The organism is Sulfuricurvum sp. IAE1 (assembly GCF_004347735.1).
Taxonomy (GTDB): Bacteria; Campylobacterota; Campylobacteria; order Campylobacterales; family Sulfurimonadaceae; genus Sulfuricurvum.
In genome coordinates this window covers 406,051-431,881 of record NZ_SLTI01000060.1, presented here as the reverse complement: position 1 = coordinate 431,881, position 25,831 = coordinate 406,051, and the positions used below count along the sequence as shown (strand labels likewise).

The following is a 25,831-nucleotide window of genomic DNA, read 5'->3' as shown; positions in this document are numbered from 1 at the left end:
CCCTCAAGGCAACGGACCGAATGAATACAAACCGCAAAATTTTATTGATCGTCGCACTCATGCTCATGGGGCTCGCCCTCGCCACCATCACCAACGTCGCCTTGAATTTCAGGGAATACGGCTACAACAACGCCGTCGAAAAATCGAAAATGACGGCCGAAATCGTCCGTGACGGCCTTACCGCGCACATGGTGAACGGTATAATGGACAAACGTGATTTTTTCCTCGCCAACATCGCCAACATCAAAGACGTCCAGGCGCTGTGGATCGTACGGGCCGACAAAGTCGTCAAACAGTACGGCGAGGGGATGCAGAATGAACGCCCCCGCGATGCGATCGACAACAAGGTCCTCAGAGAGGGGGTCATTGTCCGTGAAATCCGGGAAGATGCCAAAAATGCAGTTCTGCGCGTTACGATTCCCTACATCGCTACCGCCTACGGAAATCCCAACTGTCTGACCTGTCACAACGTGCAGGAAGGGGACGTGCTGGGGGCGATCAGTATGGAGTTCAACATCAACGAGATCCGCCAGACCGGAGCGATGACGATCGCCAAGATTTTTGCGATCAACGTTGTCTTCATCATTATCGCGCTGTGGGTAACGAACCACTATTTCAAACCCTATATGCAGCTCTTCGAAAATCTACAGCAGGGAATCAAGCGGGCACGGACGGGCGATTTCTCCTTCCGTTTCAAAACGACCCTAAAAGACGCAGGGAGCGAAGTCGCCGAACAGATGAACACCCTCTTCGAAAAAATCGAAGAGACCTTCGAGGGGATCAAGCACAACCTCAACACGTTCGTCGCCCGCTCGAGCATCGCATGCTCCGATCCGCTCAACACGACCGGAACCATTATCCAGGAACTCTCCGACGTTTACAAATTCAAAAAAACGATTGAACTGGACAAAGACAAAGAGGCGATTTACGAACGTTTTGTCTATGTATTGAAAGAGAAGTTCCATTTCGACCATTTCGCCCTCTACGAAGTCGACAAAATGTCCAAAGAGCGCAAACTGATCTACATCAGCGATTCGAAAAGCTTCTGCCTGCCGGTATCGGATATCAATGCCCTCGAATGCCGTGCTTACCGGACGGCCAGCGACGTGTATTCGACCGAATTCCCGAACATCTGCAACAACTGCGCCGACGGAAAAGAGTACTCGTGCATCCCGTTCAACGTCAATGACGACCTTGCACTGATCCTCTCGTATTCGGCCAAGGACGCCGAGGCGATCGAAGTGATGAACCTTTCGATCCCGAGCATCAAAAACTATTTCGAAGCGGCCAAAGCGGTCATCGAAAGCCGTACCCTGATGGACAAACTCCGCGATTCTTCGCTACGCGACGGTGCGACCGGGCTTTACAACCGCAGATTCCTCGAAGAGTTCATCGACAAAAGTGCCGAGCAGGCACTCCGAGCGAACATATCGTATTCGATTTTGATGATCGACGTCGACTATTTTAAAATGGTGAACGACACCTACGGCCATGACGCCGGTGACAACGTCATCAAAACCCTTTCGGGTATTTTGCAGGAGAACATCCGTAAATCGGATCTGGCGATCCGTTACGGGGGAGAGGAATTTCTCGTCTTGCTGCACAACGCTACCGATGAGGGGACCATGGGGATCGCCGAAAAAATCCGTACCCGCTTCAACGAACAGAAATTCTTTTTCGGGAACGATACGGTACAAAAAACGCTCAGTATCGGAATCTCGTACTTTCCGTCCCACGCCGATTCGATCTGGAAAGCGATTAAATTTGCCGATCTTGCGTTGTACGAAGCCAAAAATACCGGTCGTAACCGCATCATTACCTTCGAAGAGCACATGTTCAGCGGCGGGGATAAATACTGATCCGCCCCTCGCTCCTACTCGTATAAATCATACCGCAGCATAGTAGGCTGGAACGCAAGAGGCTGTCCGGACGTTACATACATTGATAAAGCATCTAAAGAGAAAAAGAAGGGAGTGGTATGCGCCCTCTTCTCTAGAAGAGAGCGCATTGCCCTACACGGGGGGAAAAGCCGCTCCTAGAGCGGCATCGATTTGGGATCAAACGACACTACGCAGTTGCCGCCGCGGTGTTTTGCTTCGAGAAGCGCCCGCTTTGCGAACTCGATCGCCTCTTTCATGTTGCCGGTCTGAGCCGGGAAAACGGCCATGCCGATACTCACGGTTTTGAGAATCGCGTAGGTGTTGACGCGAATTTTCTTTTTGAACGAAGCGCGGATCGCTTCGGCTACCTGTTCGGTTTCATCATGTTCGTAATCGTACAAAACGACGGCGAACGTGTCGATCCCGTACCGGATCACCATATCCCCAGGCCGCGTCAAATCCTGGATGTTCCGCCCGATCGCCTTGATCACTTCGTTACCGACCTGCACGTCGTATGCCTGGTTGATGGAGTGGAATCCGTCCATGTCGACGATCAACACCCCATAAGGTATAGCGGTGCGTTTAGACTGTGCGACGATCAGGGCCGCAAACTCTTCGAGGAATTTGCGGTTGTAGAGTCCTGTCAGCGAATCGATACGAACGCTCTCTTCTAGCTTTCGGTTAATGATCTGCAATCGTGAAGCGCTGATGTAGTTCCCCAGTTGCTCGAGAACCGAACGGATTTTCGGAAGCTCGCGCGCATCCTGCGTGACAATTGAAATCACGATGTCCAGATCGTCGGCCACCGGGTAGCTTCGGCATGCGTACTGCGCGGCCGGATCGATCATTTTAGGGCATGCTGCTTCACATTCGGTCGAATCGATGATTCCCGACGTCCGGTCCGCACGGCACCCGCTGTTTACCGCATCGCACAGCAGCGTTTTTTCGCTGTGCACCAGTCGGGTGAATTTGGTCATCGGGTTCATCTCGAACAGATTGAAATCATTGAGTCCCCACCGCATCCGGATCAGGGCCACAAGGCGCTCGTACACCTCAGCCAGGTTACCGTCTTTTTCAATGGAAGCGCGGAAACGGTCGATTTCGTAGAGCTGGCTTATCCCGACGTGCAACGTGTACATCGGATCGTTTTTAGGCTGATCGATCCGGATCATCGCACCGATTTTTTCGCCGCTTTCGTTCAACGTGGTGTCTAGCTTTTCGAGAATCGCGTTCGTCCACATGACCGCGCTGTAACCGTCCTTGCCCTCAGGGGCTTCGATACGATGGCCGTAATCTCCCCCCTCGGCTTTTTCCATCGCTTCGGCAATCCGGTCAAGCGGTTCTTTGTACGATGCAACGAAACGGCGGACATTGCGCAGCGTCAGGACACCCAGCAGCACCAGCATCGTCGATGCGGCGGCAGCCGCGAGAATCCCCGAGCCTTTGATGTCGTTCATCTCCATCTCGATCGAGACAACACCCAGTATTTCCCCGTTTTTGGCTTCATGACAGCTCATGCAATCGATTTTGCCGTTTTCCTGGGCGACGTAGGGGATGCTCAATCGGTAAAGGGTGTCGGAGAAAATCGTTCCGGTAATGTCATGGTAGGATTTCCCCTCACGCAAAACCATCCGGTCAATTTCGTCTTTGGGTTCCTGCGGATGCAACCCTTTGCCGTACTGGCGAACGATGCTCTCACCGCGGACGACCCACGCCGAACGGACCCCTTCAATGGATGCAATCTGTTCGAGCAACTCGTTCTGATAATCGGCACTTCCCGCCTTCATATGCGATGTGAGCGATTCCCTGACCAGTTCGGCGCTCATCTGTGCCCGTGTATCGGCCCCCTGGTATCCCACGTAACGGAATAAAAAGAGTATCGCGGCGCCGATCAGGACAATCATCCCCCCCGTACTCAACGCCAACGTCCAAAATGTCTTCGTGTTTTTCATTCTTCCCCGCAAGCTCAAGCGTATCGCGCGAACCGTCTTAAACGGGTAGGTACGCGAATCGTCGTCAGGACATTAAATAGTTTTGATTATACTAAAAAAAAAGATTAAGAGGAAGGAAAGGTTGAAAGAAGCGGCTCTTTCAACCCTAAATCGGGAAAATTCGTTAATGGCAACCGCATCCGGTGCCGCAACCGCCGCCCGAACTCTGCTGCGGAGCCGCAGCGGTCGAACAGGCGGATACGCCCGGAGGGGTATTGGGCTGAATCGCCTGGTTGTCGACCCCCCCCTCTTCGTTGATCTTCTCGATCGTCGCCCACAGCTGCTCGGCCGCTTTCATGTAGCGTTTGGCCGTCTCGGATGTCGGAGCGTAATAGGTGACGGGTTTCCCCTCGTCGCCGCCGCTGCGGATGGATGGTTCGATCGGGATTTCGGCAAGAATACACGTTTCGAACTGATCCGCCATAGCCTTGGAGGTCCCTTTTCCGAAGATATCGTACTCGACACCGGTATCGGGGGCAATGAAACCGCTCATGTTTTCCACTACGCCCGCAATCGGAATATGGAGTTTTTTGAACATATCGAGGCTTCGGCGCGAATCATCAAGTGATACCATTTGCGGCGTGGTCACGGTGACACCGACGGTGACCGGAACACTTTGCGCCAATGTCAATTGGGCATCGCCCGTCCCCGGAGGCATATCGATAACGAGACAATCGAGATCCGACCACATGATGTCGCGCAGGAACTGCTCGATCGCTTTCATGATCATCGCACCGCGCCAGATGAGCGATTGCCCCTCTTCCATCAAGGAGCCCATCGACATCATCTCGATGCCGTACGCTTTGATGGGGAGGACTTTATTGCCGACCACTTCGGGTTTTACCCCATCAACGCCGAGCATCCGGGGAATGTTCGGACCGTAGATGTCCGCATCGAGAAGACCCACTTTTTTCCCCTGCATCGCAAGCGCTACGGCGAGGTTGACCGAGGTGGTCGATTTACCCACCCCCCCTTTTCCGGAGCTCACCATGATAAAGTTTTTCACCTGCGGAGCGATATTTTTCCCCTTCGACGAGCTTTCGCGCGGCATTTTCGGAGCGGTGATGTTCACAACGACTTCACCCGCACCGGCACGTTTAAGCTCATCGGTTGCTTCCGTGGTGATCTGGTGCGCCACTTCGGGAGCACTTGAGGTGATATCGACGGTAACACTGACGTTGTTCCCCTCGCATTTGATCTCTTTGACGAACCCGAAGGTTACGATGTCTTTCGTAAACCCCGGATAGGTGACTTTGCTTAACGCTGATTTTACAATTTCTTCGGTCATAAAATTTCTCCTTAGTGAATTTCGTGTTTAGCTTGCGTTTGCTTTGGCTTCGGCTGCGATCTGTGCGATCGCATCGGCATTTTCCATGATGTTCTGCGTGATCTTGTACGAACAAAACTTCGGTCCGCACATCGAGCAGAACTCCGCTTCCTTGAATACGTCCTGAGGAAGCGTTTCGTCGTGATACTCCCGCGCACGTTCCGGGTCAAGGGCGAGTTCGAACTGTCGGTTCCAGTCAAACGCATAACGCGCATCGCTCATCGCGTCGTCGATGTCGCGCGCCCCTTTGCGTCCCCGGGCGATATCGGCGGCGTGAGCCGCGATTTTGTAGGCGATGATCCCCGCGCGGACGTCTTCGGCATTCGGCAATCCCAAATGTTCTTTCGGGGTGACGTAACAGAGCATAGATGCTCCGTGCCATCCGCCGACCGCCGCCCCGATCGCCGAGCTGATGTGGTCGTATCCCGCCGCGATGTCGGTGACCAAAGGTCCCAGGATGTAAAAGGGCGCCTCATGGCAGTACTCGCGCTGGATCTTCATGTTCCGCTCGATCTGGTTGAGGGGGACATGCCCCGGCCCCTCGATCATCACCTGGACGTTTTTCTCCCACGCCCGCAGCGTCAGTTCGCCCAGAACCTTCAGCTCACCCAGCTGCGCTTCGTCCGATGCGTCGGCCAGACAACCCGGGCGGAGCGAATCCCCCAGCGAGAGGGAGACGTCATAGCGGGCGCAGATGTCGAGGATCTCATCGTATGCCGTATAAAACGGGTTTTCGCGGTGATAGTGCATCATCCACGCCGCCATCAGCGATCCGCCGCGGCTGACGATCCCCATTTTCCGTTTGGCGACTTTGGGCATCGTTTCGAGCAAAAAGCCCGCGTGGATCGTGAAGTAGCTGACCCCTTGCTGCGCCTGGCGTTCGAGGACTTCGAGCATTTTTTCGATGGTCAGGTCTTCAATCTTGTTGTTCACGTCGTGCAGAATCTGATAGATGGGAACCGTTCCGATAGGGATTTTGGAATTGGCGATAACCGCTTTGCGGATTTCGTCCAAATCGCCCCCCGTCGAGAGGTCCATCGCGGTATCGGCTTTGTAATGCTGGGAAACCTGGATTTTCTCGATCTCCCCCTGCACGTCGCTGGCGATCGCGGACGAACCGATGTTGGCATTGATCTTGCACCGTGCGGCGATCCCGATCGCCATCGGCTCGAGGTTGGTGTGGTTGACGTTTGCGGGGATGATCATCCGGCCGCGGGCCACTTCGGAGCGGACCAGCTCGGGGTCTAAATCTTCTACTTTGGCAACGTACGCCATCTCTTCGGTAATGATGCCCTGTTTGGCATAATACATCTGAGTACGGACGGCATCGTTTTCTCTTTTAGCGACCCATGCGCTTCTCATCGTGTGCTCCTTGCGTTTCTCAAAGCTGTTTCGGACTTATAAATAAGACCCCCTAAAAGGGGCGTATCAGTTTGAATGTATGTTAAAAATTTCAAGATGGTTTAGGAAAAGAGGCTCTCTTCACACCCTTGTTTCTTCTAGAATTTAACACAAACAAGATAAAAAAAAGCTTTTTAAGTGTATAATTTCGTAACAGTTTTTCAAATAGGATACAATTTGTCTGATTTGACCCTGATTTTTCTTGCCGCCGGTAACTCGAGCCGTTTCAAAATTGCCGTAAAAAAACAGTGGCTTCGAATCGGGCACGATCCGCTGTGGCTACATGTTACCAACCGTATCAAAGAGTCCCTCCCCGGCGTCAGGATCCTCATCGCCGCCCATCCCGACGAGATCCCTTTCATGCGCCCGATGTGCGATTACACGATCATACAAGGCGGTGCGACCCGCCAGCAATCGCTCAAAAACGCCCTCGAACACGTTGATACCCCTTACGTCATGGTCAGCGATATCGCCCGCTCCTGCATCGATCCTTCCCTCATCGGACGGCTGATCGAGGCCAAAGGAGAAGCCGACTGCGTCGTGCCGGCACTCGACGTCGTCGATACGGTGGTCTACGGAGGCGAAACGATCGAAAGAGAGCGGGTCAAACGGCTCCAGACTCCCCAGCTCTCGCGAACCGATGTATTGCGTCGCGCGTTGCAAAGCGATATCGAATATACCGATGACAGCAGCGCGATCGTCGCGGCCGGCGGTACGCGCCGGTTTGTCTTGGGCGACGAAGCGGCGGCCAAAATCACCCACGTCAGCGATCTCGCAGCCGGCGAATGTCTTCCACCCCCCTCCCCCGCCGTCTTTACGGGGAACGGGTTCGACGTCCACGGCTTCGAAGAGGGCAAGCCGATGATGCTCGGCGGGGTCCGCATCGACTCTCCTTTCGGTTTCAAAGCCCACAGCGACGGAGACGTCGCGATCCATGCCCTCATCGACGCCCTCCTGGGAGCGGCTTGCCTGGGGGACATCGGGATGCTTTTCCCTGATACCGACAACACTTATAAAAACATCGATTCCAAAGAGCTCTTGCGTGAATGTGTCGCAAAACTCCACCGTTTCGGGTTCGTCATTCTGCACGCCGATGTGACGATCATCGCCCAGACACCGAAACTTTCACCCTACAAAGAGGCAATGCGCCAAACTTTGGCATCATTAATGCTTCTCTCTCCCGCACGGGTCAATGTCAAAGCGACGACGACGGAGCATCTGGGGTTTGTCGGGCGCGAAGAAGGCGTCGCCGTCATGGCCACAGCATCGGTACACTATTTTGATTGGAAAAACGGATGAACGTATTAATTATCGAGAACGAGATCTATCTCGCCCAAAGTATCGCTTCGAAACTGAGCGATCTGAACCACAACTGCGACATCACCAGTTCGGTCAAAGAAGGGCTTCGCGGCATCCCCTACGACGTCGTCCTTTTGTCGACCAACATCAGCGGACAGGACATCTACCCCGTCATCGAGACGTACAAAAATTCGGTCGTCATTCTGATGGTAAGCTACATCAGTAATGATACGGTATCCAAACCGCTCGCGGCAGGGGCCAAAGACTACATCCTCAAGCCGTTCATGATCGAAGAGCTGATCCGCAAAATCCAGCATTTCCAGCAGCACGAACGGCTCAAACGCCAAAACCAGACGTACGAACGCTATCTCACCCATACGTTCAACGCCATCAACGTCCACGAAGACCTCGATAAAATCGAACTTCCCCTATTCATCTGCAGCAGTTACCAAAAATACGCCGACGCGTTCGCATTCCGTTACGCCGCCCATCACGACAAACCGATCCAGTTCATCTCTCTCTCTTCGGCCAAAGCGTTCAGCGATATCGCCGCCATCGGGGATGATTCGGTCCTCTACATCACCGATTTTCAAAACCTCAAAAAAAGTGAGCACAAAGCGTTCTACGAGCTGATACAGGAACGTTCATGCATCATCGCCAGCACCGATCCGATCGACCATCCCCCTTTCCGCGTCATCGAGATCGAAAGCGACAACCACCTGTTCGACCAGGGTGAGATCCTCCCGATCGAAGAGTACGTCAAATACATCATGATCCATTTCCAAAACCGGTTCCCCGACACCGAGCTGTCGAAGAAACTGGGAATTTCGCGTAAAAGCCTATGGGAAAAGAGAAAGAAATATGGCATCGTCAAGAAAAAATAGATCTCTCTACATCGATCAGGAAGCGGTCTCGGCCCTGACACTGCTCAAGGCGGGAAAACTCGATCCCGTCAACCGTCTCATGAACGAAGATCAAAGCAAAGAGGTTCTCAGCAGCGGCATGTTCAAAGGGAAAACCTTCCCTTTTCCCCTTATCCTTTCCCCCAGCGGGCGGGTGAATGAAACGGTTCTTACCAGTGCCAAAAAAGGGGAACTCCTTGAACTCGTGTGCGACGGGACGGTCGTCGGCGAACTGTGTGTCGACGAAGTGTTCCAGATCGATCCCAAAGAGCGTCTACGCCAGATTTACGGTACCGACGATCTCTCCCATCCCGGGGTCAGCGCCACGTACAAACGCCTTGGAAAATATGCCATTTGCGGCGATTACACGATCGATCTCTCCCCCGTAGAAGCGCTGCAATCGATGATTGACGACGCCAAGCGCGAAATCGGCGCACAGCATGCGACGGCGATGTTCATGGCGGCCAATCCGCTTCACCGCGCCCATGAGCGGCTGATCCGCCAGACACTGGAGGGGACGGACATGATTATCATTTTCCTCCTCAAGCCCTACAACAACGCAAACCTCACTTACGACCTGCGTTACGAAACGCTGAAGTTTTTTGTCGACAATTACCTCCCCCGGGGCCGTGTGGTCGTCATTCCGCTTGAGAGCAGCTACATCTTCGCGGGGTGTAACGAAGTGATTCTCGATGCGATCGTCGCCAAAAACTACGGATGCGACCGCCTCATGATCGGCCAGAACCATGCGGGGATCGGCATGTATTACGACCACAACGCCAACAAATCGGTGGTTGACCGGCTGGTGGGGATCGATATTGAAGTGGGGGTTTCGAGCGAATACGTCTACTGCAACCAGTGTAAAACGCTCGTCAGCGTCCAGACCTGCCCCCATGGCCACCATCACCATATTTCATACCATTCCGAGTCGATTCTCGAATTGATGCAGCAGGGACTATTGCCTCCCGCCGTACTCGTACGCAAAGAGATATCGTCGATGATCGTCGCATCACTCTATCCGGGACGGTTCAAAAACCTGGCCAAGCTTTATTACGACATCATGCCCGTCAACGGATTGCTCGAAGAACATACCGAAAAAGATTTTTACGTCGAACTGATGCGGCTCTACCAGACGACGTCGCTGAACTAAAAGGAGTGGCATGAATTTTCGATGGTTTTTTCTGACCGGCGGCTACAGCGGTCTTTTTCCCAAAGCACCCGGGACTGCGGGTACCCTCGCGGCGTTGCCCGCCGGTGTCGCGATACTCGCCTATTTCGGCTCCCAGACCCTTTTTCTCGCGTCCCTTTTGCTCACCCTGATCGCGCTCAAGGCGATCAACGCTTATGAAGCCCAAAGCGGCATCCACGACGACAAACGGATTGTCATCGACGAAGTCGTCGGAATGTGGCTTGCGCTTTCGATCGCTCCGGGAACGGCGTTTGCGTGGCCCGAACTTACCGTGTGGGAAAACGGCCTGAGCGTTCAGATCATCCTCGCATTTCTCTTTTTCCGTCTGTACGACATCAAAAAGCCCTCAATTATCGGCCGCATCGACCGTGAAGCCAAAGGGGGATGGGGCGTGATGGGAGATGACATTCTCGCCGGTTTCGCAGCGGGAATCAGCTCGGCACTCGTTTGGCAGCTGCTGCTTAAAACGCCCCTCTTTAGCTGACAACCCGGTTTCTTCCCCCCTCTTTCGCCGCATAGAGTTTTTCGTCGACGCGGTGCAGGAGACTGTCCGACGTCTCTCCGATATGCCATTGCACGACACCGAACGAACAAGTCAGCCGCTCGAGCGGCGCGAAACGGTGTGTTTCGATCCGTGCGCGAAGCGACTCTGCCAGTTTTGAAGCGGATGAAAGTTCGTTATCGGGCAGCAGCACGACCAGTTCCTCCCCTCCCCATCGCGCGACGATATCACTCTTCCGAACGCTCTGCGAGAGCAGACGGGAGAGCTCTTTGAGCACTTCGTCGCCGACAAGGTGGCCGTAACGGTCGTTAACCTCTTTGAAATGGTCCACATCGACCAGGATCAGCGAAAATACCCTTCCGTAACGGCTTGACATGTGGATCGAATGCTGCAGCGCCTTGTCGAACTGAAAACGGTTGGCAAGCCCTGTGAGGATATCCTGCGTTGCCAGTTCGTTCAAACGGGTGATGTCGGTGAACACGACGACGTGGCGGACGTTCCCTTTGTACTCCATTTTTTTCGAGTTGACGCGGAAAATTGTCGTTTCGCCGTTGATCGTCATTTTGACCTGATTCTCTTTGTTTTCGTTCGCCAGCAGATAATCGGTCCAGACCATCCCCTCCATTTCCGGCATCAGGTATTGTTCGGTATCTTCCGATTCGAAAAAATTACAGATGCACTGGTAGGTCTTTTTGAATTCGGCAAGGGTTTTAAAGCGGAAATAGTCGAAAAATGCCCGGTTGGCATAAATAATCTCTTTTCCGTCGGTGACGATGACGATGTTTTGCTGTGAATCAAGAATCGTGTTGATGTAGCGTTCCTGCAAATCGACTTTACCGATGAGGGCGCCGAACGTATATTCGATGACGCCCCACAACAGCGCCACCATCGTCAGAGTAACCAGCAGGCTCCCTATCAGTGCGTCCGAAATTGACTGATTGGCCCCCGTCACGTCGTTGATCGTGACGATCATTCCGAATGTACGGCGTTTTGTATCTTTAAGGAACAGCGGGGTAACTTCGTATTCCCGATGCTTGTAGCGGACGGTCCGGGGGAGTAGTCCAGGATTTTTCTGTGCAAAGAGCTGCATGATCTCTTTTTTCTCCGGGAGAATGCTGCTGTAATAAAAACTGTCGATCCCTTGAGAATAGAGTTTGCGGTCCGCAGCCCCCAGCCATTCGCGGTGCAGCAGTACGATGCTCTCCGACCCGGTCGAATCTTTGATTTTTTTGACAAAATAACCGCTGTCGACGCCGTATTCGACCGCTCCGATGTATTTTCCCCGTTCAAAAATCGGCATGATTACCCGAAAAGCGATCCCCCCGAGCCCCCCTTCGAATCCCGTCACCATTTTGTGTTCGCGGTGGATCTCCTGGAGCATCGGGCGGCGTGACGCGATGTCATCGCCGTACTTCTCTTTCAGATGGACCCGCAGGATCGAACGCCCGTCCGCAGCATGAAACTGCATGATGTGCAAATAGGGGTTCTCTTCTTGCAGGGCTTTGTAACGGGGGAGAATGAGGCGGTAAAGCGTTTGTGTGTCCCGCGCTGCGACCGCTTTCATAACGCCGGGTGTTTCCAGGGTGGCACGGGTACGGAAGCGGTACAACTGTTCGGTGTCATGCACGATCGAATCAAACGAGAGCCGAATGTTCTCGGATGAGCGTTCGCTGCGTTCTTTCGCGAACTGCTTCTCCTGCGAGATATGGTAGAAGGTCAGTGTAGCCGAAACGACGATAACGATCAGCGCGATGATCAGTTGTGCGCGTAACTTGAAATTCATCGCCTCCCTTTCCGTAACGGTATATGAATCAGATCAGCATCGGTTCATCAGTCGGTTCGATCTCTTCGAAATCCTGAACGATCTGTTCCAGCATTGCCTGTGTCTTTTTTATTTTACTGATATTTTCATCAAAAATAGACTTGGATGCGGGAAAAGCCTCTGAAAGTTCCTGATAAATCAGTATCCGTCCCCCGAAATGGCGGTTAAACTCGTCAAAGGCTCTTCGCAGATACTCTTTGGAGGTCGTATGACGGAAGAGCGCCTTGATCATTTTTTTGCGCTCTTTGATCGGCAGCGACTCGTCGATCGCTTCGGCAACACGCTTGATGTCCAGACGCGAAAAATAGACTCCGCTGTGGTAGGGGGCCAACAGTTTGTCGGCAAGCTCATCGACGAACCCGGGAACCGGTTCTTCCACTTCTTCGTGTTCTTTGGTCGTGTCGCAGCTCTCAGTGTCGCACTTCCCGCGTATAAACTGGTCGAATTCGGCTCTCAAATCGCTCAGATCGTGTTGATTCATTGTCGTTTCTCCTCTGTGATTAGGTCGTAAAAATAACGGGTTGCCGCCATCAGGGCGACATCTTCGTCGAATGCGTCGGCGTATCGTTCCAGCGCCGAGGGGGTGATCAGGTCGCCGATCAGCTTCCCCTCTTCGATACGGATCAGGTCGCAATACCCCTGCACCTTTGCCGCATCGGTCGCACCGTCAAGCAGCGTGTACGCCTCCTCCTGGTACTCGTTGGCGATCACCGCGCCGCTGAGCTTGGAGGAACGCATCTGCGAAATAGTAAACGCGACGTCATCAGGACGGATATTCATCGGGATGATCATCGCGTTTACGCCGCTCTCTTTGAACAGTTTGTTGCTCACGGCCGAAAAACGGCTGCTATGGGCGTTTTCGGCAATATAGCCGTATAAGAGCGTCTCGACCGTAATCGAATTATCGTTGTTCATCATGAATTCAACCCCCATAATTCCATCGCTTCTTCTTCTTCGAGCCGGCAGCGGCGGCAGATTTTTTCCCCTCCTACCGAGCTGAACAGGCCGTTGCATTCGTCGCATCTGCGAACCGAAAATGTCACCAGGTTCTGCAACGAAGGTTCGTACCACTCTTTGAGGTTGTAGGACGTCGATAGGCTGATCGCACCGCTCTCGCATACGTCGTGGCACAGATGGCATTTGACGCACAAAAACGGGTCGAAATCAATTTTGCTGTTCCGCATATCCGAAGTGAGCGCGCCCGTAGGACAAACGCGGTAGCACATTTCGCAGGCGGTGCATTTGGCTTCGTCAAGCAGTTTCTGCGACGTGAAACTGACCGCATCGGCGGAAACGACATGATACGTCTCAGGCTTTTCAGTCCGCTTGAGCGCGGTGAAAAAAAGCTTGCGCCGATCGGTAATTTTCTTGGTTCTCAATCCCTGCGTATCGAAACTGCCGATCGTGCATTCAACAAATTCATCTGTCGCTTTCTGAACCTCTTTTTCAAAATCAACTTTGGCTTTGGCGATCCCTTTGAGATGAAAATGTCTGAAAAAATCACGCCGGTGCGCCTCATCCTTGTTCGTATCCGCTTCATCGACGTAGCCGAGCGGAACAAGGGAGAGAGCGTTTTCCGATCCGACCGCCTCGAGAAGATAGGTGATGTTTTCAATGCGCTGCTCAAGCCGCTGCAAGATCGCCTCGCCGATTTCGCATGATCCGCAATGTCCCGTGTCGAGGATGATATTTTTTTTGAGCTTGGCCAACGCGATGAGATGTTCGTCGCTGAGAGCTCCCAGGCAGGGGACGTTCTTTTGGCACGAAACGGTATTCTCAGCCTCCGCGGCAAACGAAAAGAAAAACTCGGTCGCGTTGAAATCTTCCAGCACAAGCGCTTCGGTCGGGCAAACCGCGGCGCACGCGTTGCATCCGACGCAGTGCGAATGGTTGATGGCGGGCAAGCGTCCTTCCAGCGATATGGCATTCGTCGGGCATGCAACCGCACAGTCGTTACAGGCCGAATTGACGCTGAGGGCGCGAACGCATCGCGCAGGGGTCAGATGTAAAAGGCCCATATCATTCCGAAACGGTTTTGCTCAGCATCTCGTTGTCCGAGAGGATGAATTCGAGCGCCATCTCCGCCGCGTCGTAATAGAGCGGCGTACGCGCTTCGTATTTCATGTTAATCAGGTACATAGGCGCCCATTTGAGCAGATGGGTATTCAAAAAACGGTGCTGGATTTTCATCAGTTCCGAGGCCGCTTCCTCATCGCCTTCTTCCAGGGCTTTTTTCTGCGCTTCGCACAGGTGGTGCATGAACTCAAGCTCGATCCCGATGTGGTCGGCCGAAACGACGCGGGCGATCTCGTAGTCGACGATAAAGCCGTATGCGCTGTACATGTCGGTAACAGGGTTCGCACCGCCCGTTTCGATCATCTGATCAGGGCGGGTATAAAACGTCTCGTAGGGGACGAGGTGCAAAATGGATAGATTGACGAAATCGGGATTGAGATACTCATCCAAAAGCTGCTGGTTCGGCAGGCTCAGACGCTGCTCCCATTCTTTCCAGTGGGGGAGAAAATCCAAAACCGTTTCGTCGGTTTTAAACGTCTGGAGCGTCTGCGCGTCCAACTCTTGGAGAAGTACCCGTGACAACAGTCCGTAAATATTGCTTCGTGCGATGATTTCATCCATACGGTATTACCTTTAAATATACTGGTGGGATTTTAGCTTATCGGGCTGAAAAGCTTATAAGAAGAGGCGTTTACCCCCCGGAGAGAGCCTCCGGGGAAGGTTGGCTTAGCCTTTGATGGACACGTCATACGCACTCGGGTCGAGGCGGACCCAAGGACGCTTGACGTGGCGCGGACGACGGATGGTCGATCCCGCATCCAGACCGCGGCTGAGCTGGTCACGCCACGCCTGGTAGACTTTGAGGTTGTTTTCGTAATTGACGAAAATATCCCCGATTTTATCTCCCGCCTGCGCCGGCTCGAGGAGAACCTTGTGGTGCCAGCAGTGCATACCCGACACCGGGTCGGGATGGGCCGCGGCGACGGCATTTTGCCATGAGCCCGAAAGGCCGTCCCACCATACGTTGACGGAGTCTGCGTTATACTGAGCAAAACGTTTTGTTTCGAACGGTTTGATCCCCTCGACGTATTTGAGTTTACCGACTTTTCCATCCATCTGGACTTCGGCAACCGGTACACCGAAGCTGTTGAGCCCGGTAGTTCCCTCGTAATCGTCGATGATCGTCTGAGCGCCTGCACGACCGGCGTTATCCGGTGATTCTTTGAGGAACTCTTTGTTGTTCAGATCGCGCGGAGCGGCGCCCGTTGCCACTTTACCGTCGCTGACGCCGTTAGGAACCGCAACCGCATTGGTGAGTTTCCAGCGCCCGCCGTGGTGCGAACATGCCAGCGTTCCGGGGAGTACCCCCTCGGTCGGAACCGCCATCGCGACGAAGAAACCGCTCTCAAGACCCGAAACGGTATCGACGATTTTGACGCGGATCGCATCGCCGCGTTTGAATCCGAGGCGTTTCGCATCGACCGTATTGATCCAGATAGGATCGTGGTTCTGGCTGATTTCCATCAGGTGCTTGGAGTTCGCCGAACGGGTGTGAATGTTGTACGGCAGACGGAAAACGGTGTTCAGTGCGAACGAGTTCTCCTCTTTCATGTACATGTGGTTGACGTGCGATACGATGTGCTCCATTTCCGCTTTTTCTTTGTCGTTACGCGGATAGAACGGTACGGCGTATTCGGCCCATTTCCACTCGGCGAACCACTGCGAGTAGAACTCGAGTTTTTTCGACAGCGTCGCGAAACCTTCGACTTTTTTACCGTCGACCTCGACCCCGATCGCCGAACGGTGCCCGTGATGGTCGGCAGCGGTGATGACGCCGCCCGCACCCACGCTCATAGACGCCGCGTCGAATTTATGGCCGTGAGAACTCACTTCGCCGTTTTCGATTTTCAGTTCACGTTCCATAGCATGGTAGATTTTGTCCTCTTCCATCCAGACGCCGTGGTCACGCAGATAGGCGTAGACCGGGAATTCCTCGTTCATGTAGCGAGGATCGTTCGTTGCCGTCTCTTTGAGTTTGGGGAGGTTGTCACCGAACGCCGCATCGTACCATTCGGCGATCGTAACCGGTTTGCCCGGATGACGTTTGGATTCCCACATTTTTCTGACGCCGAGGCTTCCGTCGGGATCGACGTAGTTGACACACAGATCAAACCAGAACTCGTTCTCTTCCCAGACTTCGCCCAGACCGGCTTTGATGTGCGCTTCGAGGGTCGCACGAACCGGATTTTTGGGTTTCCAGCCCGATTTTTCCAGCGCTACGCGCAGTACCGGCTGACGGAAACTCGTCCAGCGGGCCGGCATGGTCGCTTCGGAGTGCTGGTCGTGGCGTTCGCCCGCCAGACCGACGGGGAGAACATAGTCCATGTACCAGTTTGTTTCCGACCATACCGGAGAGAGGTTCATGGTGAGTTCCATGATCTCTTCGTTTTTCAGCACTTCGATCCAGCGGAAACCGTCCGGGTTGATCCAGACCGGGTTGTACATACGCGGGATATAAACGGCGAGCTTACTCGGGACGTTCAATCCGCGGTCGTTCCATTTTTTCTGCCACTCTTTATCACTCAAAAGGTGCGGCAGCAGGTAAGAGAGCTCGTAGGTCGAGAGAGGCCATTCCGGCGGCCACGTCAGTTCGTTCCACACTTTGACTTTCGGTACGTCCGCACCGGCGACGCCCTGACCGACGGTAGCGCTTCCGCCTTTACCGGAGACAGAGATAACGTGCCAGTGGTGGAAGAAAGTTCCCCCTTCCGTTCCGATGCCGCCGCGAAGGGCGATCGCAAGGTACGCCGCACGCCCGCTCATCCATCCGCCGCGGTTACCCGCAGCGGTCGCACGCCAGATGTACGTCGAAATAGCGTCACCGGCCCAGATGAACATCTCGTAGAGCTTTTCGAGTTTGTACGCCGGTACGTGCGTCTCTTTGACCGCGAACTCGAGCGTATACGGGGCGTAAAGCTCTTTCATCAGCTCCATGTAGCTTTCGAAGCTTTTGTCAGCAGGCAGCTTGGAAATATAGCCCTTTTCGACCATCAGGTTCAGCTGACGGTCGTCATTCATCAAAACGTCCCAGTTGAACCATTTTTTGACGAATTTTTTATCGGCTTTGCCTTCCTGAAGGATGCGGTTGACCAGATAGAGGTACACCACGGGCTCGGTTCCCGGCCATGCGGCGATCCAAAGATCCGCCATCCCCGCCGAGTTCGACATACGGGGGTCCATAACGACCATTTTCGCACCCTTCTTGCGGGCATCGGCGATAAAAGCGGCCGACTGCGCGAAATAGTGTCCCGCATCCGCCGCATGCGACGAGTTGAGGAAAATCAGTTTGGCGTTTGCCCAGTCCGGGCTGGTACGGTCGTCGTTCGCCCACTGGATCGTAGGCGTACGGCCGTTGGACGAACAGATGTTCGTGTGCGAGTTGTACGAATCAACCCCCAGCGTTTCCCAAACCTGGGGAACGAAACCGTTTTCGTTCGGACGTCCGACGTGGTACATGACCGATTTGCGTGAGAGATCGTCCCCTTTACGGAGAGTGTCGCCCATTTTTTTACCGATCGTGGTCATCGCTTCGTCCCACGTCGTACGGATCCATTTACCTTCGCCGCGTTTGGAACCCGGAGCCCGTTTCAGAGGGAACGGGATACGGTCCGGATCGTACATCTGCGACTGAACCGCGTACCCTTTACCGCAGTTACGTCCGCGTGACGCAGGGTGAAGGGGGTTACCCATGTATTTTTTGACGACAAACGTTTTCTTGTCGATCCATGCCGTCAGACCGCATGATGCCTCACAGTTCGAACACGCCGTCGGAACGATCATGTAGTCATTGACGTAAATACCTTCGGGATTTTCTTCGCTCTGAACGCCGTGACGGTCGATACCGCCCCGTTTCCAGTCCACGCCGTCAAGCTCCTGGAAATGGTTCCACTGATCCAGCGGCGGATAAAACGAGAGGCTGTCCGGCGTATTGGTAAATTTGCTTTTTTCGACCGATTCGGCGACCGCGTCGGCGGTAAACACCCCTTTGGCGATTGCGGCGCCCGTCACGGTCAACGCGGCACCTTTTAAAAATGTTCTTCTACTTTCCAAATACATCATAATTTGACCCTCTTTAGCTCATTGGTAACAATTGGGGGATGACCAGCCAAACGTGTTTGCTGACCCACAATCCGATCAATGCCGATACGGCAGCGATTTTCAACAGATAATACGACTGGTTTTTAATGCTCAGGCACACGAGTACCATAGGAACGATAAACGCAAGCACCTGTCCGATCCAGAACATTACGGTGTACTCACCGCCTTTGACGTAATGGAGCACTGCAGCAACCTCTTCGGCTTTCATCGGTCCGAAAATCAGTTCCGCCATATAGAGGATAAACGCTGCCGCAGCACTCAGCCCCAGCACGAGGGCGAGATCTTTTTTGATCGCGTCGGAAAACTTGTTTCCACCCAGCAGCAGCATCGTTGCCGAACCTGCCAGCAGCGCGGCAAGGATCATCTGCGCCGACTCGGTCGGCATCTGCCAGATTTCACGTGCCGTCGACTGCGCCATCAGACCCGCGGTATAAAGCGTAACGGGGACGGCGAGAATCGTCGTCCATCCGAGCAGTTTGTCGTAAAGCGCTTCGTCTTTTTTCAGATAAATCGCATACGCCATACCGAAAAGCAGCCCGACGAACCCTGTGGCCATCCATGCGCCGATCGTAATCGCCGACGTCAGGTGCGGGTAGAAAAAGATGTGCCAGAAACGGAACATCTGATGCAGGTCGATCACCGTAAAGAAGAGGAAAATATGGATGAAGACGATCGAAATCGCCACTACCGGGAAACGGATAAACCCTGTCTGCTCCGGATGTTTTTTCAACAGATAAAACGCGAGGAAGATGATACCGGTACCGATACTTTTCGCCCACATGTTCATCGTAATGATCCAGCCCCAGACGATGCCGGGAAGGGCCACGTCAAGAACTACGACCGCATTGGTCGCTGCAATTGTTTCATGTACCATTAGTGCCCTCCGACGGGAAGATGTGTGATATTGTTGAAGAGGTTATGCCCCTCTTCGCGTACCGACGCCAGAGGATTGAGCGTCACATTGCCGCCGCCGACGTAATAGTGGTGCGGGAACGTTCCGCGCTCAGGCTTACGTACCTGGACGTTACCCTGATGCGACTGGATGTATTTGCTGATGTTCGAGGTCGGATCGTCGAGGTCTCCGAAGATGTTCGCTTCAACCGGGCACGCAACGACACACGCCGGCATCATCGCACTGGCGATACGGTGGGCACAGTAGGTACATTTGTCGGCAGTTTGGGTTTGCGGATCGATGTAGATCGCGCCGTACGGACACGCCATAACACATCCGGCACACCCGATACAACGCTCTTTGTCGATGTTTACGATGCCGTTTTCAAGGTAGTGCAGCGCACTGACCGGGCAGATCCGCTCACACGGTGCGTTGGCACAGTGGTTACAGCGAAGCGGCGTAAACGTCCGTTTCGTTTCGGGGAAGGTCCCTACGTCGACATATTTAACACGGAGGCGCCATGTAGAAAGGGGAACTTCGTTTTCCACTTTACAGGCGATCTCACAGCCCTTACAGCCCATACAGAGGCGAAGGTCTACCAAGAAACCCAATTGCATATATTCTCCTTATTCCTGATTCACGTCGTGTTGTCCGCTCTATTACCTGAGCGAATAACATTTATAATATGCCGTGATTACAGGCATTTGACGGCATTACTGCTGGGTTGATGGTAGCCAAAGTTGCTTTAACCGAAACTAAATGGGTCGGGGATTTTGCTATAACTTTTTGATATGTGTAACCAAACGGGATTTCCCCGCGTGAAGGGAAATTTTATTGAAGATTATATGCAGTTTTTTTGATCAATCGCCCAGACGGACGCGGACCGACGCTTCATGCGCACCGAGCCCTTCGGTATGGGCGATAAGGGCGCACGCACCGCCGATTTCGTTGATCGCGGCGCGCGAAAAGGCGATGATGGACGATTTTTTCATAAAGTTCTCGACTCCAAGCGGAGAGTAGAATTTCGCCGTTCCCCCCGTCGGAAGGGTATGGTTGGGACCCGCAACGTAATCGCCGATCGCCTCGGGGGTATAATGTCCGAGGAAAATGGCGCCGGCGTGCTTGATGGAGGGCAAAAGGGCAAAAGGATTGTCCGTCGCCACCTCAAGGTGCTCGGGAGCGATTTCGTTCATCAGCTTGACCGCTTCTTCCATCGTCTCGGTCACGATGATCGCGGCCCGTTCCTCGATGGATTTGCGGGCGATTGCCTCGCGGGGAAGTTTTTTCAGCCACTTCTCGATCTCAACGGCGCACGCATCGGCCAGTTTTTGCGAAGGGGTAATGAGGATCGAGCTGGCCATCTCGTCGTGCTCGGCCTGTGAGAGCAGATCGATCGCGATGTGGTTGGGATTGGCCGAATCGTCCGCGAGTACCCCGATCTCGCTGGGACCGGCAATCATATCGATGTTGACTTCGCCGAAAACCATTTTTTTCGCGGTGGCGACGAAAATGTTCCCGGGTCCCGTGATGACGTCGACTTTGGGAATCATCGGGGTGCCGTACGCCATTGCGGCGATCGCGCTGGCACCTCCGACTTTAAATACCTGGTCCACGCCGCACAGGTGGCAGGCGGCAAGCAGCAGCTCGTTGGGCTCGTTGTCCGGCGTCGGCGTCGCAACGACGATCTGTTCCACTCCCGCAACCTGGGCGGGAATAACGTTCATAAGCAGCGAGCTCGGATAAGCCGCTTTGCCGCCGGGAATATACAGCCCCGCACGATCGACCGGTGTCACCTTCTGTCCCAGTATCGTTCCGTTGGCTTCGGTATCGAACCAACTCTTGGGCAGCTGTTTTTCGTGGTAGGCCCGGATACGGTCGTACGCGAGATGGAGCGATGCTTTGAGCTCCGCATCCAGCGCGTCGTACGCTTTTTTCATATCGGCAGGATCGATCCGCAGTTCCTGCCCCTCCTTTGGGGTCCATCGGTCGAATTTTGCAATGTGGCGAATCAGGGCATCGTCCTTGTCCGAGCGGATCTCGTCGATGAGTCCCTTGACGATCGATGAGACGTGCTCCATATCCATTTTTCCCCGTCCCAAAAGTTCGTCGAAGACGGCGGGGAACGTCGAATCGTTTGCGTTGATAAGGGTCATTGCTATCCTTTATTTTTTTGATGCCGGAGCGGCATACTCTTTTTTGACGGTGTCAAGCGCATACAAAAAGTCTTCGACGCCCACCGCCCCCATAATCGGTTCGAACATCGGGGTTTTTCCTTTGATAAACCATGTCGCCGGCGTCCCGGGGGTCATCAGAGACTGGGGGACCCCCCCCTCTTCGAGCACCCCTTCGTACGACACGAAATCACGGTTCAAAATTGCCGAAACCTTCGGATTTTTGAGGGTCTCTTTTTTCAAAACGTCGCACCATTTGCACCCGTACTTGGTCACTACGACCATCAGGGGCTTTTTCTCTTTTGCGGCGCGTTCGATCGCGCTTGAGAGATCTTTTTCCCATTTTACCTCACCGCCGAACAATACCGCCGAACCCAGCAAAAGCGCCGCTACGATCTTAATCATCTTTCTTCACCTTTTTGAGAATTTCCTTCGCGATCTGGGGAATATCTTTGTCACTGACATCGATCACGATATCGGCCGCTTTTTTATACAGCGGCGAACGTTCTTCGTACAATTTTCTGGCTTTCTCGATATCCTGGAACAACGGACGCTTGCGCAGTTTCTTTTCGGCGTTGGGATGCTCGAGAATACGGCCGTAGATTGTTTCAAACGGAGCGTACAGATAGACGACCGTACCGATTTTGGAGAGGTTCGGAACTTTAAAAAAACCCCCACCCGTCGAAATAAGGGTACTGCGCACCTCTTTTTGGAGCCAAAGGGCGACTTTGCGCTCGAGAGCGCGAAAATACTCCTCCCCTTCCTCGGCAAAAATTTTTTTGATCTTCCGGTTTTCCATGCTTTCGATAATATCGTCCGTATCGAGGGCGATCATATCCGACTGTTTGACGATCTCGCGCGCGACCGAGCCTTTGCCCACACCCATAAAACCGATCAGTACAATATTTTTCATTTTTTGTCTTTACTCTATGGCTTATAATAACGAAATCATATCACGCATTAACTTAGGAGTGTTTCTTGATCCGTCCGTCCAACCTATTTGAAGGTCCCCCCCCGCCCGAAAACGGCGAACGCTTCACCCCTCTTTTCGAAAGTCCGGGAGTCCGTATCGAAGGGATACGCTCATGCCTCAAAACGCCGGGAGAATGGTACGACCAGGAAGAAAACGAATGGGTCATGCTGATTCGGGGAGAAGCGATGCTCGAGATTGCGGGCGAGGTGCTGGAACTGCATGCGGGGGATCATCTCCTGATCCCCGCGCATATGCCGCATCGGGTCCTTTCGACGGCCCAGGACACCTACTGGATCGGTGTCTTCAGCTCTTGAATTCGTTGATGCGTGCTGAGAGCGACTGTGCTACTTCGAGAAGCTGACGGGAGTCGTTTTCGATCTGTTCAACGCTGTGGCGGTTGTTTTCGGAAACGACGTTGATCTGCGAAATTTTCTCGATGATCCATTCGATGTGACCGACCACCTCGATCGAATCGTTGTACGAACGCTGCGCCACGGCGACGGAACGTTCCATCTCGCCCGATGTCGCCGAAATTTTCTCTTCGACTTCGTTGGAAATGGCGGTGAGCTCGTTCATGTTTTTGGCGTTTTCACCCATTTTATCGCTGACGTCGTTGATCGCCTGCACAATCGTCCCGACGCTGATTTCGATCTCCGTCAGACTTTTCTGGGTCCGTTCGGCCAGTTTGCGCACTTCATCGGCAACCACGGCGAAACCGCGTCCGTGCTCGCCCGCCCGTGCCGCTTCGATCGCGGCATTGAGGGCAAGAAGGTTCGTCTGGTCGGCGATGTCTTTGATAACCCCCAGAACGTTTTTAACCTGATCGGCGTCCTGACGCAGCGAGATGAGCTGGGATGCCATGTCGTGTTCGGTTTCGATATAGCCGTCCACTTCGCTGACAAGCTTATAGAGGGCGTCTTTGGCGGTCACCAGTTCTTCGTTGGCGTTGGCAACGTTTTTCTGCGTCTGCTCGGAGATTGCGATGGCCCCGGAGAGGATCTCTTTGATGGAATGGCTTTTTTGGGTCGTCGCTTCGACGATCTGGCGCTCTTGTTCCACCCCGGCCGAAATCTTGCGGGTCGCATCGGTAATGGTCGTGGCGATCGTCGAATTCTGACGGCCGAGTTCTTTGACCTCGTTCACCGTCTCCTGAACCATCCCCACAAAACGGTTGACCGCAAGGGCCGCTTCGGAAAACTCGTCCTCTTTGGTCACTTCGAGCCGTTTGGTGAGGTCTTTGTCGCCGCTGACCAGCGATCCGATCCGGTTGCGCAACCCTTCGAGCGGATTGAGGACCTCTTTTCCGAAAAAGATGTTCAGCACCGAGACGAACGTAATGACGACGATTCCCAGCGCGATCAGCAGAATCGTTTCGGTCTTGCTGATCTCCGCGTCGTTTTTCTCGAGTGAAATGACCAGGTCCATGACTCCCAGTACATCCCCGCTTTGAATGTTGGTATGGCATGCCAGACACCGATCTTCGGCGACAAGCGGCTGAAGAAGGCGAATGGTATGCGAACCGTTCGTGTTTTCGGTCACGACGGGCTGTTTGTTTTTGAAGATCTCCTTGACCATCGGTTCATCGGAGAATTTGGCATCCAGTCCGAAAAGATCGATAACGGCCTGGGATTTCTCGACTTTGAGTTTTTCGATCCCTTCGATCGTCTGGGCATTTTTGATCGCCTCTTCAACGACTTTGGGATCACCCGCGAGCATGCTTTGCGAGAGGGTCTGGAAAATCGACTGGCTCAACATGTTCAGTGAACGTTTTGCGGTTTCGTTTGAAAAATCGTGAAACGTCGTGGTCAGATACCAATAAATGGCGCCCAATCCCATAAAACTGAAAAGAAGCGTCGAAAAGATGATTTTGGACTTGACGGTTTTAAGCATACGTACCCCATAGTGTGATTCTCATGCGTCTATTGTACCGTATATCTGTCCCCTTTTTGTGGCAAAGTCACAATTCCTTCCCGTGTTTGGATTTTCACCGGAAGATTCATCGGGCGGCGCATCGTTACCGGATCGACTTTGCTGATGCTGAAATGCAGATGGGGACCGCTGCTGTAGCCGGTATTACCCGAGTAACCGATCAGCTCACCCTGCGCCACTTTCTGCCCGATGCGCACCGCGGCTCCGCCCCGCATCAGATGGTAATAATTACCCATCGTCCCGTCGCTATGCTCGATGATGACGTAATTGGCGAACTGGCGGAAATCAGGGCTCAATCCTCCCCTGTCGTGCGATCCTTCGGCACCTACGACGATTCCCTCCCGGGCGGCATGGATCGGCGTCCCGACCGGAACGGGAAAATCGATCGCGTAGGCCGAAAGCCCCCTGTGGGTGATCCCGCCGTGATACCCTTGCGACACCACGATGTTCGATCCTTTCGAAAAGGGAAGGCCATAACGGTAATTATCGTCATGGACCGCAAATGCCGACCCCCGTACCCATCCGTACGCGGCGCGATAATTGACCCCTTCGGTGGGGGAAACGCGCGAAAGGCCGAGCACTTTTTTCCGGCTGTTTCCGGGAATTTCGATGAAAAAAGGGATCTTCCCCGAGGGCCTGAGGTTCTGAATCGACGCGAAATCGATGTTCAGGGTGACCGTGTAGGGATTTAGATTTTCGGCTTCGAATTCGTATCCCCCCTTCCCGTCCGACTCGGCACTGAGGATGACACTGTTGCGCGACCCGATCTGGGCCGTTTTTTTGACCGCCGCCGCCTCGGAGCGTTTGAGGATTTTCAGATGCTCTTCGTACGCCTGTTCCTGTACCAGGGCCGTCTGGATGCTGCGGTTTTCCAGCGCCTCTTCCTCTTTGAGCTTTTCGAGGAAGGGGAGCGATTTTTTCGGATAGTTCCGATCGTAAAAGGCTATCGCTTCGGAGCGGACGCGGGGATGATTCAACGGCTCGAGAGGGATTGACACCAGCTGTTCGAAACTGTTTTTATCGTCACTCTCGATCGCCCTCAAGAGAGATTTTCGGTAGAGGGCTTCAATCGATTGCCTGCTGCGCTCGAGTTCTCTCAATTCACTCAGATAAGCGGCCAGAAGGCTGTTTTCGGGTTTGGGGAGGCGGGCGATTCGGGAGCCTTCGGCCAGTGTCACGCGGATTTTTTCGACAAACTGACGCATTCCTGCGCTTTGCGCTTCCATCACGGGCTTCTTGCTTAACCGTTCAAATGATTCTGCGTTTTTTTCCAGCGGCCCGGCAAGGGTGTAATAAGGGAGAGTCTCACCGTTTCCGGCAGCCAGGGCGAACGCAAACAATACCACGAAAACCGTCCGCACGCCTCTACCGCTCCTTTG

The 25,831-nt window shown here is 53.7% G+C and carries 22 protein-coding genes; 6 read left to right on the top strand and 16 right to left on the bottom strand.

The genetic code is table 11. The annotated features are described in order from the left end of the window. The first annotated feature begins 20 nt into the window (after positions 1–20). Positions 21–1,859: a GGDEF domain-containing protein gene (locus tag E0765_RS10905; RefSeq protein WP_132813246.1), complete on the top strand. Its 1,839-nt coding sequence runs from the start codon at positions 21–23 to the stop codon at positions 1,857–1,859. Between the two features lie 176 nt (positions 1,860–2,035). On the opposite strand, the gene E0765_RS10900 is transcribed toward E0765_RS10905, so the two are convergent. From E0765_RS10900 to thiC, 3 genes are all read right to left on the bottom strand, one after another. Next, positions 2,036–3,832 carry a GGDEF domain-containing protein gene (locus tag E0765_RS10900; protein WP_132813245.1) on the bottom strand — a complete coding sequence of 599 codons (1,797 nt, stop codon included), beginning with the start codon at positions 3,830–3,832 and terminating at the stop codon, positions 2,036–2,038. Between the two features lie 163 nt (positions 3,833–3,995). Beyond that, positions 3,996–5,159: an Mrp/NBP35 family ATP-binding protein gene (locus tag E0765_RS10895; protein ID WP_132813244.1), complete on the bottom strand. Its 1,164-nt coding sequence runs from the start codon at positions 5,157–5,159 to the stop codon at positions 3,996–3,998. A gap of 27 nt (positions 5,160–5,186) precedes the next feature. Next, the gene (gene thiC / locus E0765_RS10890) at positions 5,187–6,560 is read right to left on the bottom strand and encodes a phosphomethylpyrimidine synthase ThiC (protein ID WP_132813243.1); all 1,374 of its coding nucleotides are present in this window, start codon (positions 6,558–6,560) and stop codon (positions 5,187–5,189) included. 216 nt (positions 6,561–6,776) lie between these two features. Between thiC and E0765_RS10885 the strand changes: the two genes are divergently transcribed. Genes E0765_RS10885 through E0765_RS10870 form a run of 4 tightly spaced genes read left to right on the top strand, consistent with a single transcriptional unit; the run spans position 6,777 to position 10,473 of the window. After that, positions 6,777–7,898, top strand: coding sequence for a bifunctional 2-C-methyl-D-erythritol 4-phosphate cytidylyltransferase/2-C-methyl-D-erythritol 2,4-cyclodiphosphate synthase (locus E0765_RS10885; RefSeq protein WP_132813242.1), 1,122 nt, complete (start codon positions 6,777–6,779; stop codon positions 7,896–7,898). Beyond that, positions 7,895–8,782: a response regulator gene (locus E0765_RS10880; RefSeq protein WP_132813241.1), complete on the top strand. Its 888-nt coding sequence runs from the start codon at positions 7,895–7,897 to the stop codon at positions 8,780–8,782. The genes E0765_RS10885 and E0765_RS10880 overlap by 4 nt, the downstream gene beginning before the upstream one ends. Then, complete coding sequence (locus tag E0765_RS10875) at positions 8,760–9,950, top strand: sulfate adenylyltransferase (RefSeq protein ID WP_132813240.1); 1,191 nt, start codon at positions 8,760–8,762, stop codon at positions 9,948–9,950. The genes E0765_RS10880 and E0765_RS10875 overlap by 23 nt, the downstream gene beginning before the upstream one ends. Before the next feature lie 10 nt (positions 9,951–9,960). Then, on the top strand, positions 9,961–10,473 hold the full coding sequence (locus E0765_RS10870) for a phosphatidylglycerophosphatase A (protein WP_132813239.1): 513 nt from the start codon (positions 9,961–9,963) through the stop codon (positions 10,471–10,473). On the opposite strand, the gene E0765_RS10865 is transcribed toward E0765_RS10870, so the two are convergent. From E0765_RS10865 to E0765_RS10815, 11 genes are all read right to left on the bottom strand, one after another. Then, entirely contained in the window at positions 10,466–12,274 is a 1,809-nt protein-coding gene (locus E0765_RS10865) for a diguanylate cyclase (RefSeq protein ID WP_132813238.1), read from the bottom strand. The genes E0765_RS10870 and E0765_RS10865 overlap by 8 nt on opposite strands. A gap of 28 nt (positions 12,275–12,302) precedes the next feature. After that, positions 12,303–12,794 carry a hypothetical protein gene (locus E0765_RS10860; protein ID WP_132813237.1) on the bottom strand — a complete coding sequence of 164 codons (492 nt, stop codon included), beginning with the start codon at positions 12,792–12,794 and terminating at the stop codon, positions 12,303–12,305. Further along, the gene (locus E0765_RS10855) at positions 12,791–13,231 is read right to left on the bottom strand and encodes a hypothetical protein (protein WP_165921744.1); all 441 of its coding nucleotides are present in this window, start codon (positions 13,229–13,231) and stop codon (positions 12,791–12,793) included. Before E0765_RS10855 ends, E0765_RS10860 begins: the two co-directional genes overlap by 4 nt. Further along, positions 13,228–14,331: a 4Fe-4S binding protein gene (locus E0765_RS10850; protein ID WP_132813235.1), complete on the bottom strand. Its 1,104-nt coding sequence runs from the start codon at positions 14,329–14,331 to the stop codon at positions 13,228–13,230. Before E0765_RS10850 ends, E0765_RS10855 begins: the two co-directional genes overlap by 4 nt. 1 nt (position 14,332) lies before the next feature. Next, entirely contained in the window at positions 14,333–14,950 is a 618-nt protein-coding gene (locus E0765_RS10845) for a molecular chaperone (RefSeq protein ID WP_132813234.1), read from the bottom strand. A gap of 105 nt (positions 14,951–15,055) precedes the next feature. Next, positions 15,056–18,445 (bottom strand): molybdopterin-dependent oxidoreductase, encoded by a 3,390-nt coding sequence (locus E0765_RS10840; RefSeq protein ID WP_132813270.1) that lies wholly within the window; start codon positions 18,443–18,445, stop codon positions 15,056–15,058. Positions 18,446–18,461: 16 nt separating this feature from the next. Further along, complete coding sequence (gene nrfD / locus E0765_RS10835; RefSeq protein WP_132813233.1) at positions 18,462–19,361, bottom strand: NrfD/PsrC family molybdoenzyme membrane anchor subunit; 900 nt, start codon at positions 19,359–19,361, stop codon at positions 18,462–18,464. Beyond that, positions 19,361–19,996, bottom strand: a complete 636-nt coding sequence (locus E0765_RS10830; RefSeq protein ID WP_132813232.1) for a 4Fe-4S dicluster domain-containing protein — start codon at positions 19,994–19,996, stop codon at positions 19,361–19,363. Before E0765_RS10830 ends, nrfD begins: the two co-directional genes overlap by 1 nt. Positions 19,997–20,239: 243 nt before the next feature. Beyond that, on the bottom strand, positions 20,240–21,532 hold the full coding sequence (hisD, locus tag E0765_RS10825; protein ID WP_132813231.1) for a histidinol dehydrogenase: 1,293 nt from the start codon (positions 21,530–21,532) through the stop codon (positions 20,240–20,242). A gap of 9 nt (positions 21,533–21,541) precedes the next feature. Beyond that, positions 21,542–21,955, bottom strand: coding sequence for a DUF255 domain-containing protein (locus E0765_RS10820; protein ID WP_132813230.1), 414 nt, complete (start codon positions 21,953–21,955; stop codon positions 21,542–21,544). Then, a complete protein-coding gene (locus E0765_RS10815) occupies positions 21,948–22,463 on the bottom strand; it encodes a shikimate kinase (protein ID WP_132813229.1) in 516 nt (171 codons plus the stop codon). The genes E0765_RS10820 and E0765_RS10815 overlap by 8 nt, the downstream gene beginning before the upstream one ends. A gap of 65 nt (positions 22,464–22,528) precedes the next feature. On the opposite strand from E0765_RS10815, the gene E0765_RS10810 reads away from it, so the two are divergent. Beyond that, a complete protein-coding gene (locus E0765_RS10810; RefSeq protein WP_132813228.1) occupies positions 22,529–22,837 on the top strand; it encodes a cupin domain-containing protein in 309 nt (102 codons plus the stop codon). Here E0765_RS10810 and E0765_RS10805 read toward each other — a convergent pair. Together E0765_RS10805 and E0765_RS10800 are read right to left on the bottom strand one after the other, a co-directional pair. Next, positions 22,827–24,413, bottom strand: coding sequence for a methyl-accepting chemotaxis protein (locus tag E0765_RS10805; protein ID WP_132813227.1), 1,587 nt, complete (start codon positions 24,411–24,413; stop codon positions 22,827–22,829). The genes E0765_RS10810 and E0765_RS10805 overlap by 11 nt on opposite strands. A gap of 29 nt (positions 24,414–24,442) precedes the next feature. Further along, entirely contained in the window at positions 24,443–25,813 is a 1,371-nt protein-coding gene (locus tag E0765_RS10800) for a M23 family metallopeptidase (protein ID WP_132813226.1), read from the bottom strand. Positions 25,814–25,831 lie beyond the last annotated feature (18 nt).

Coding starts and splice junctions, on each gene's coding strand:
- E0765_RS10805 (WP_132813227.1), bottom strand. CDS start 24,413: ATGCTTAAAACCGTCAAGTCCAAAATCATCTTTTCGACGCTTCTTTTC.
- E0765_RS10905 (WP_132813246.1), top strand. CDS start 21: ATGAATACAAACCGCAAAATTTTATTGATCGTCGCACTCATGCTCATG.
- thiC (WP_132813243.1), bottom strand. CDS start 6,560: ATGAGAAGCGCATGGGTCGCTAAAAGAGAAAACGATGCCGTCCGTACT.
- E0765_RS10870 (WP_132813239.1), top strand. CDS start 9,961: ATGAATTTTCGATGGTTTTTTCTGACCGGCGGCTACAGCGGTCTTTTT.
- E0765_RS10820 (WP_132813230.1), bottom strand. CDS start 21,955: ATGATTAAGATCGTAGCGGCGCTTTTGCTGGGTTCGGCGGTATTGTTC.
- E0765_RS10900 (WP_132813245.1), bottom strand. CDS start 3,832: ATGAAAAACACGAAGACATTTTGGACGTTGGCGTTGAGTACGGGGGGG.
- nrfD (WP_132813233.1), bottom strand. CDS start 19,361: ATGGTACATGAAACAATTGCAGCGACCAATGCGGTCGTAGTTCTTGAC.
- E0765_RS10875 (WP_132813240.1), top strand. CDS start 8,760: ATGGCATCGTCAAGAAAAAATAGATCTCTCTACATCGATCAGGAAGCG.
- E0765_RS10845 (WP_132813234.1), bottom strand. CDS start 14,950: ATGGATGAAATCATCGCACGAAGCAATATTTACGGACTGTTGTCACGG.
- E0765_RS10865 (WP_132813238.1), bottom strand. CDS start 12,274: ATGAATTTCAAGTTACGCGCACAACTGATCATCGCGCTGATCGTTATC.
- E0765_RS10840 (WP_132813270.1), bottom strand. CDS start 18,445: ATGTATTTGGAAAGTAGAAGAACATTTTTAAAAGGTGCCGCGTTGACC.
- E0765_RS10850 (WP_132813235.1), bottom strand. CDS start 14,331: ATGGGCCTTTTACATCTGACCCCTGCGCGATGCGTTCGCGCCCTCAGC.
- E0765_RS10815 (WP_132813229.1), bottom strand. CDS start 22,463: ATGAAAAATATTGTACTGATCGGTTTTATGGGTGTGGGCAAAGGCTCG.
- E0765_RS10860 (WP_132813237.1), bottom strand. CDS start 12,794: ATGAATCAACACGATCTGAGCGATTTGAGAGCCGAATTCGACCAGTTT.
- E0765_RS10880 (WP_132813241.1), top strand. CDS start 7,895: ATGAACGTATTAATTATCGAGAACGAGATCTATCTCGCCCAAAGTATC.
- E0765_RS10895 (WP_132813244.1), bottom strand. CDS start 5,159: ATGACCGAAGAAATTGTAAAATCAGCGTTAAGCAAAGTCACCTATCCG.
- hisD (WP_132813231.1), bottom strand. CDS start 21,532: ATGACCCTTATCAACGCAAACGATTCGACGTTCCCCGCCGTCTTCGAC.
- E0765_RS10830 (WP_132813232.1), bottom strand. CDS start 19,996: ATGCAATTGGGTTTCTTGGTAGACCTTCGCCTCTGTATGGGCTGTAAG.
- E0765_RS10855 (WP_165921744.1), bottom strand. CDS start 13,231: ATGATGAACAACGATAATTCGATTACGGTCGAGACGCTCTTATACGGC.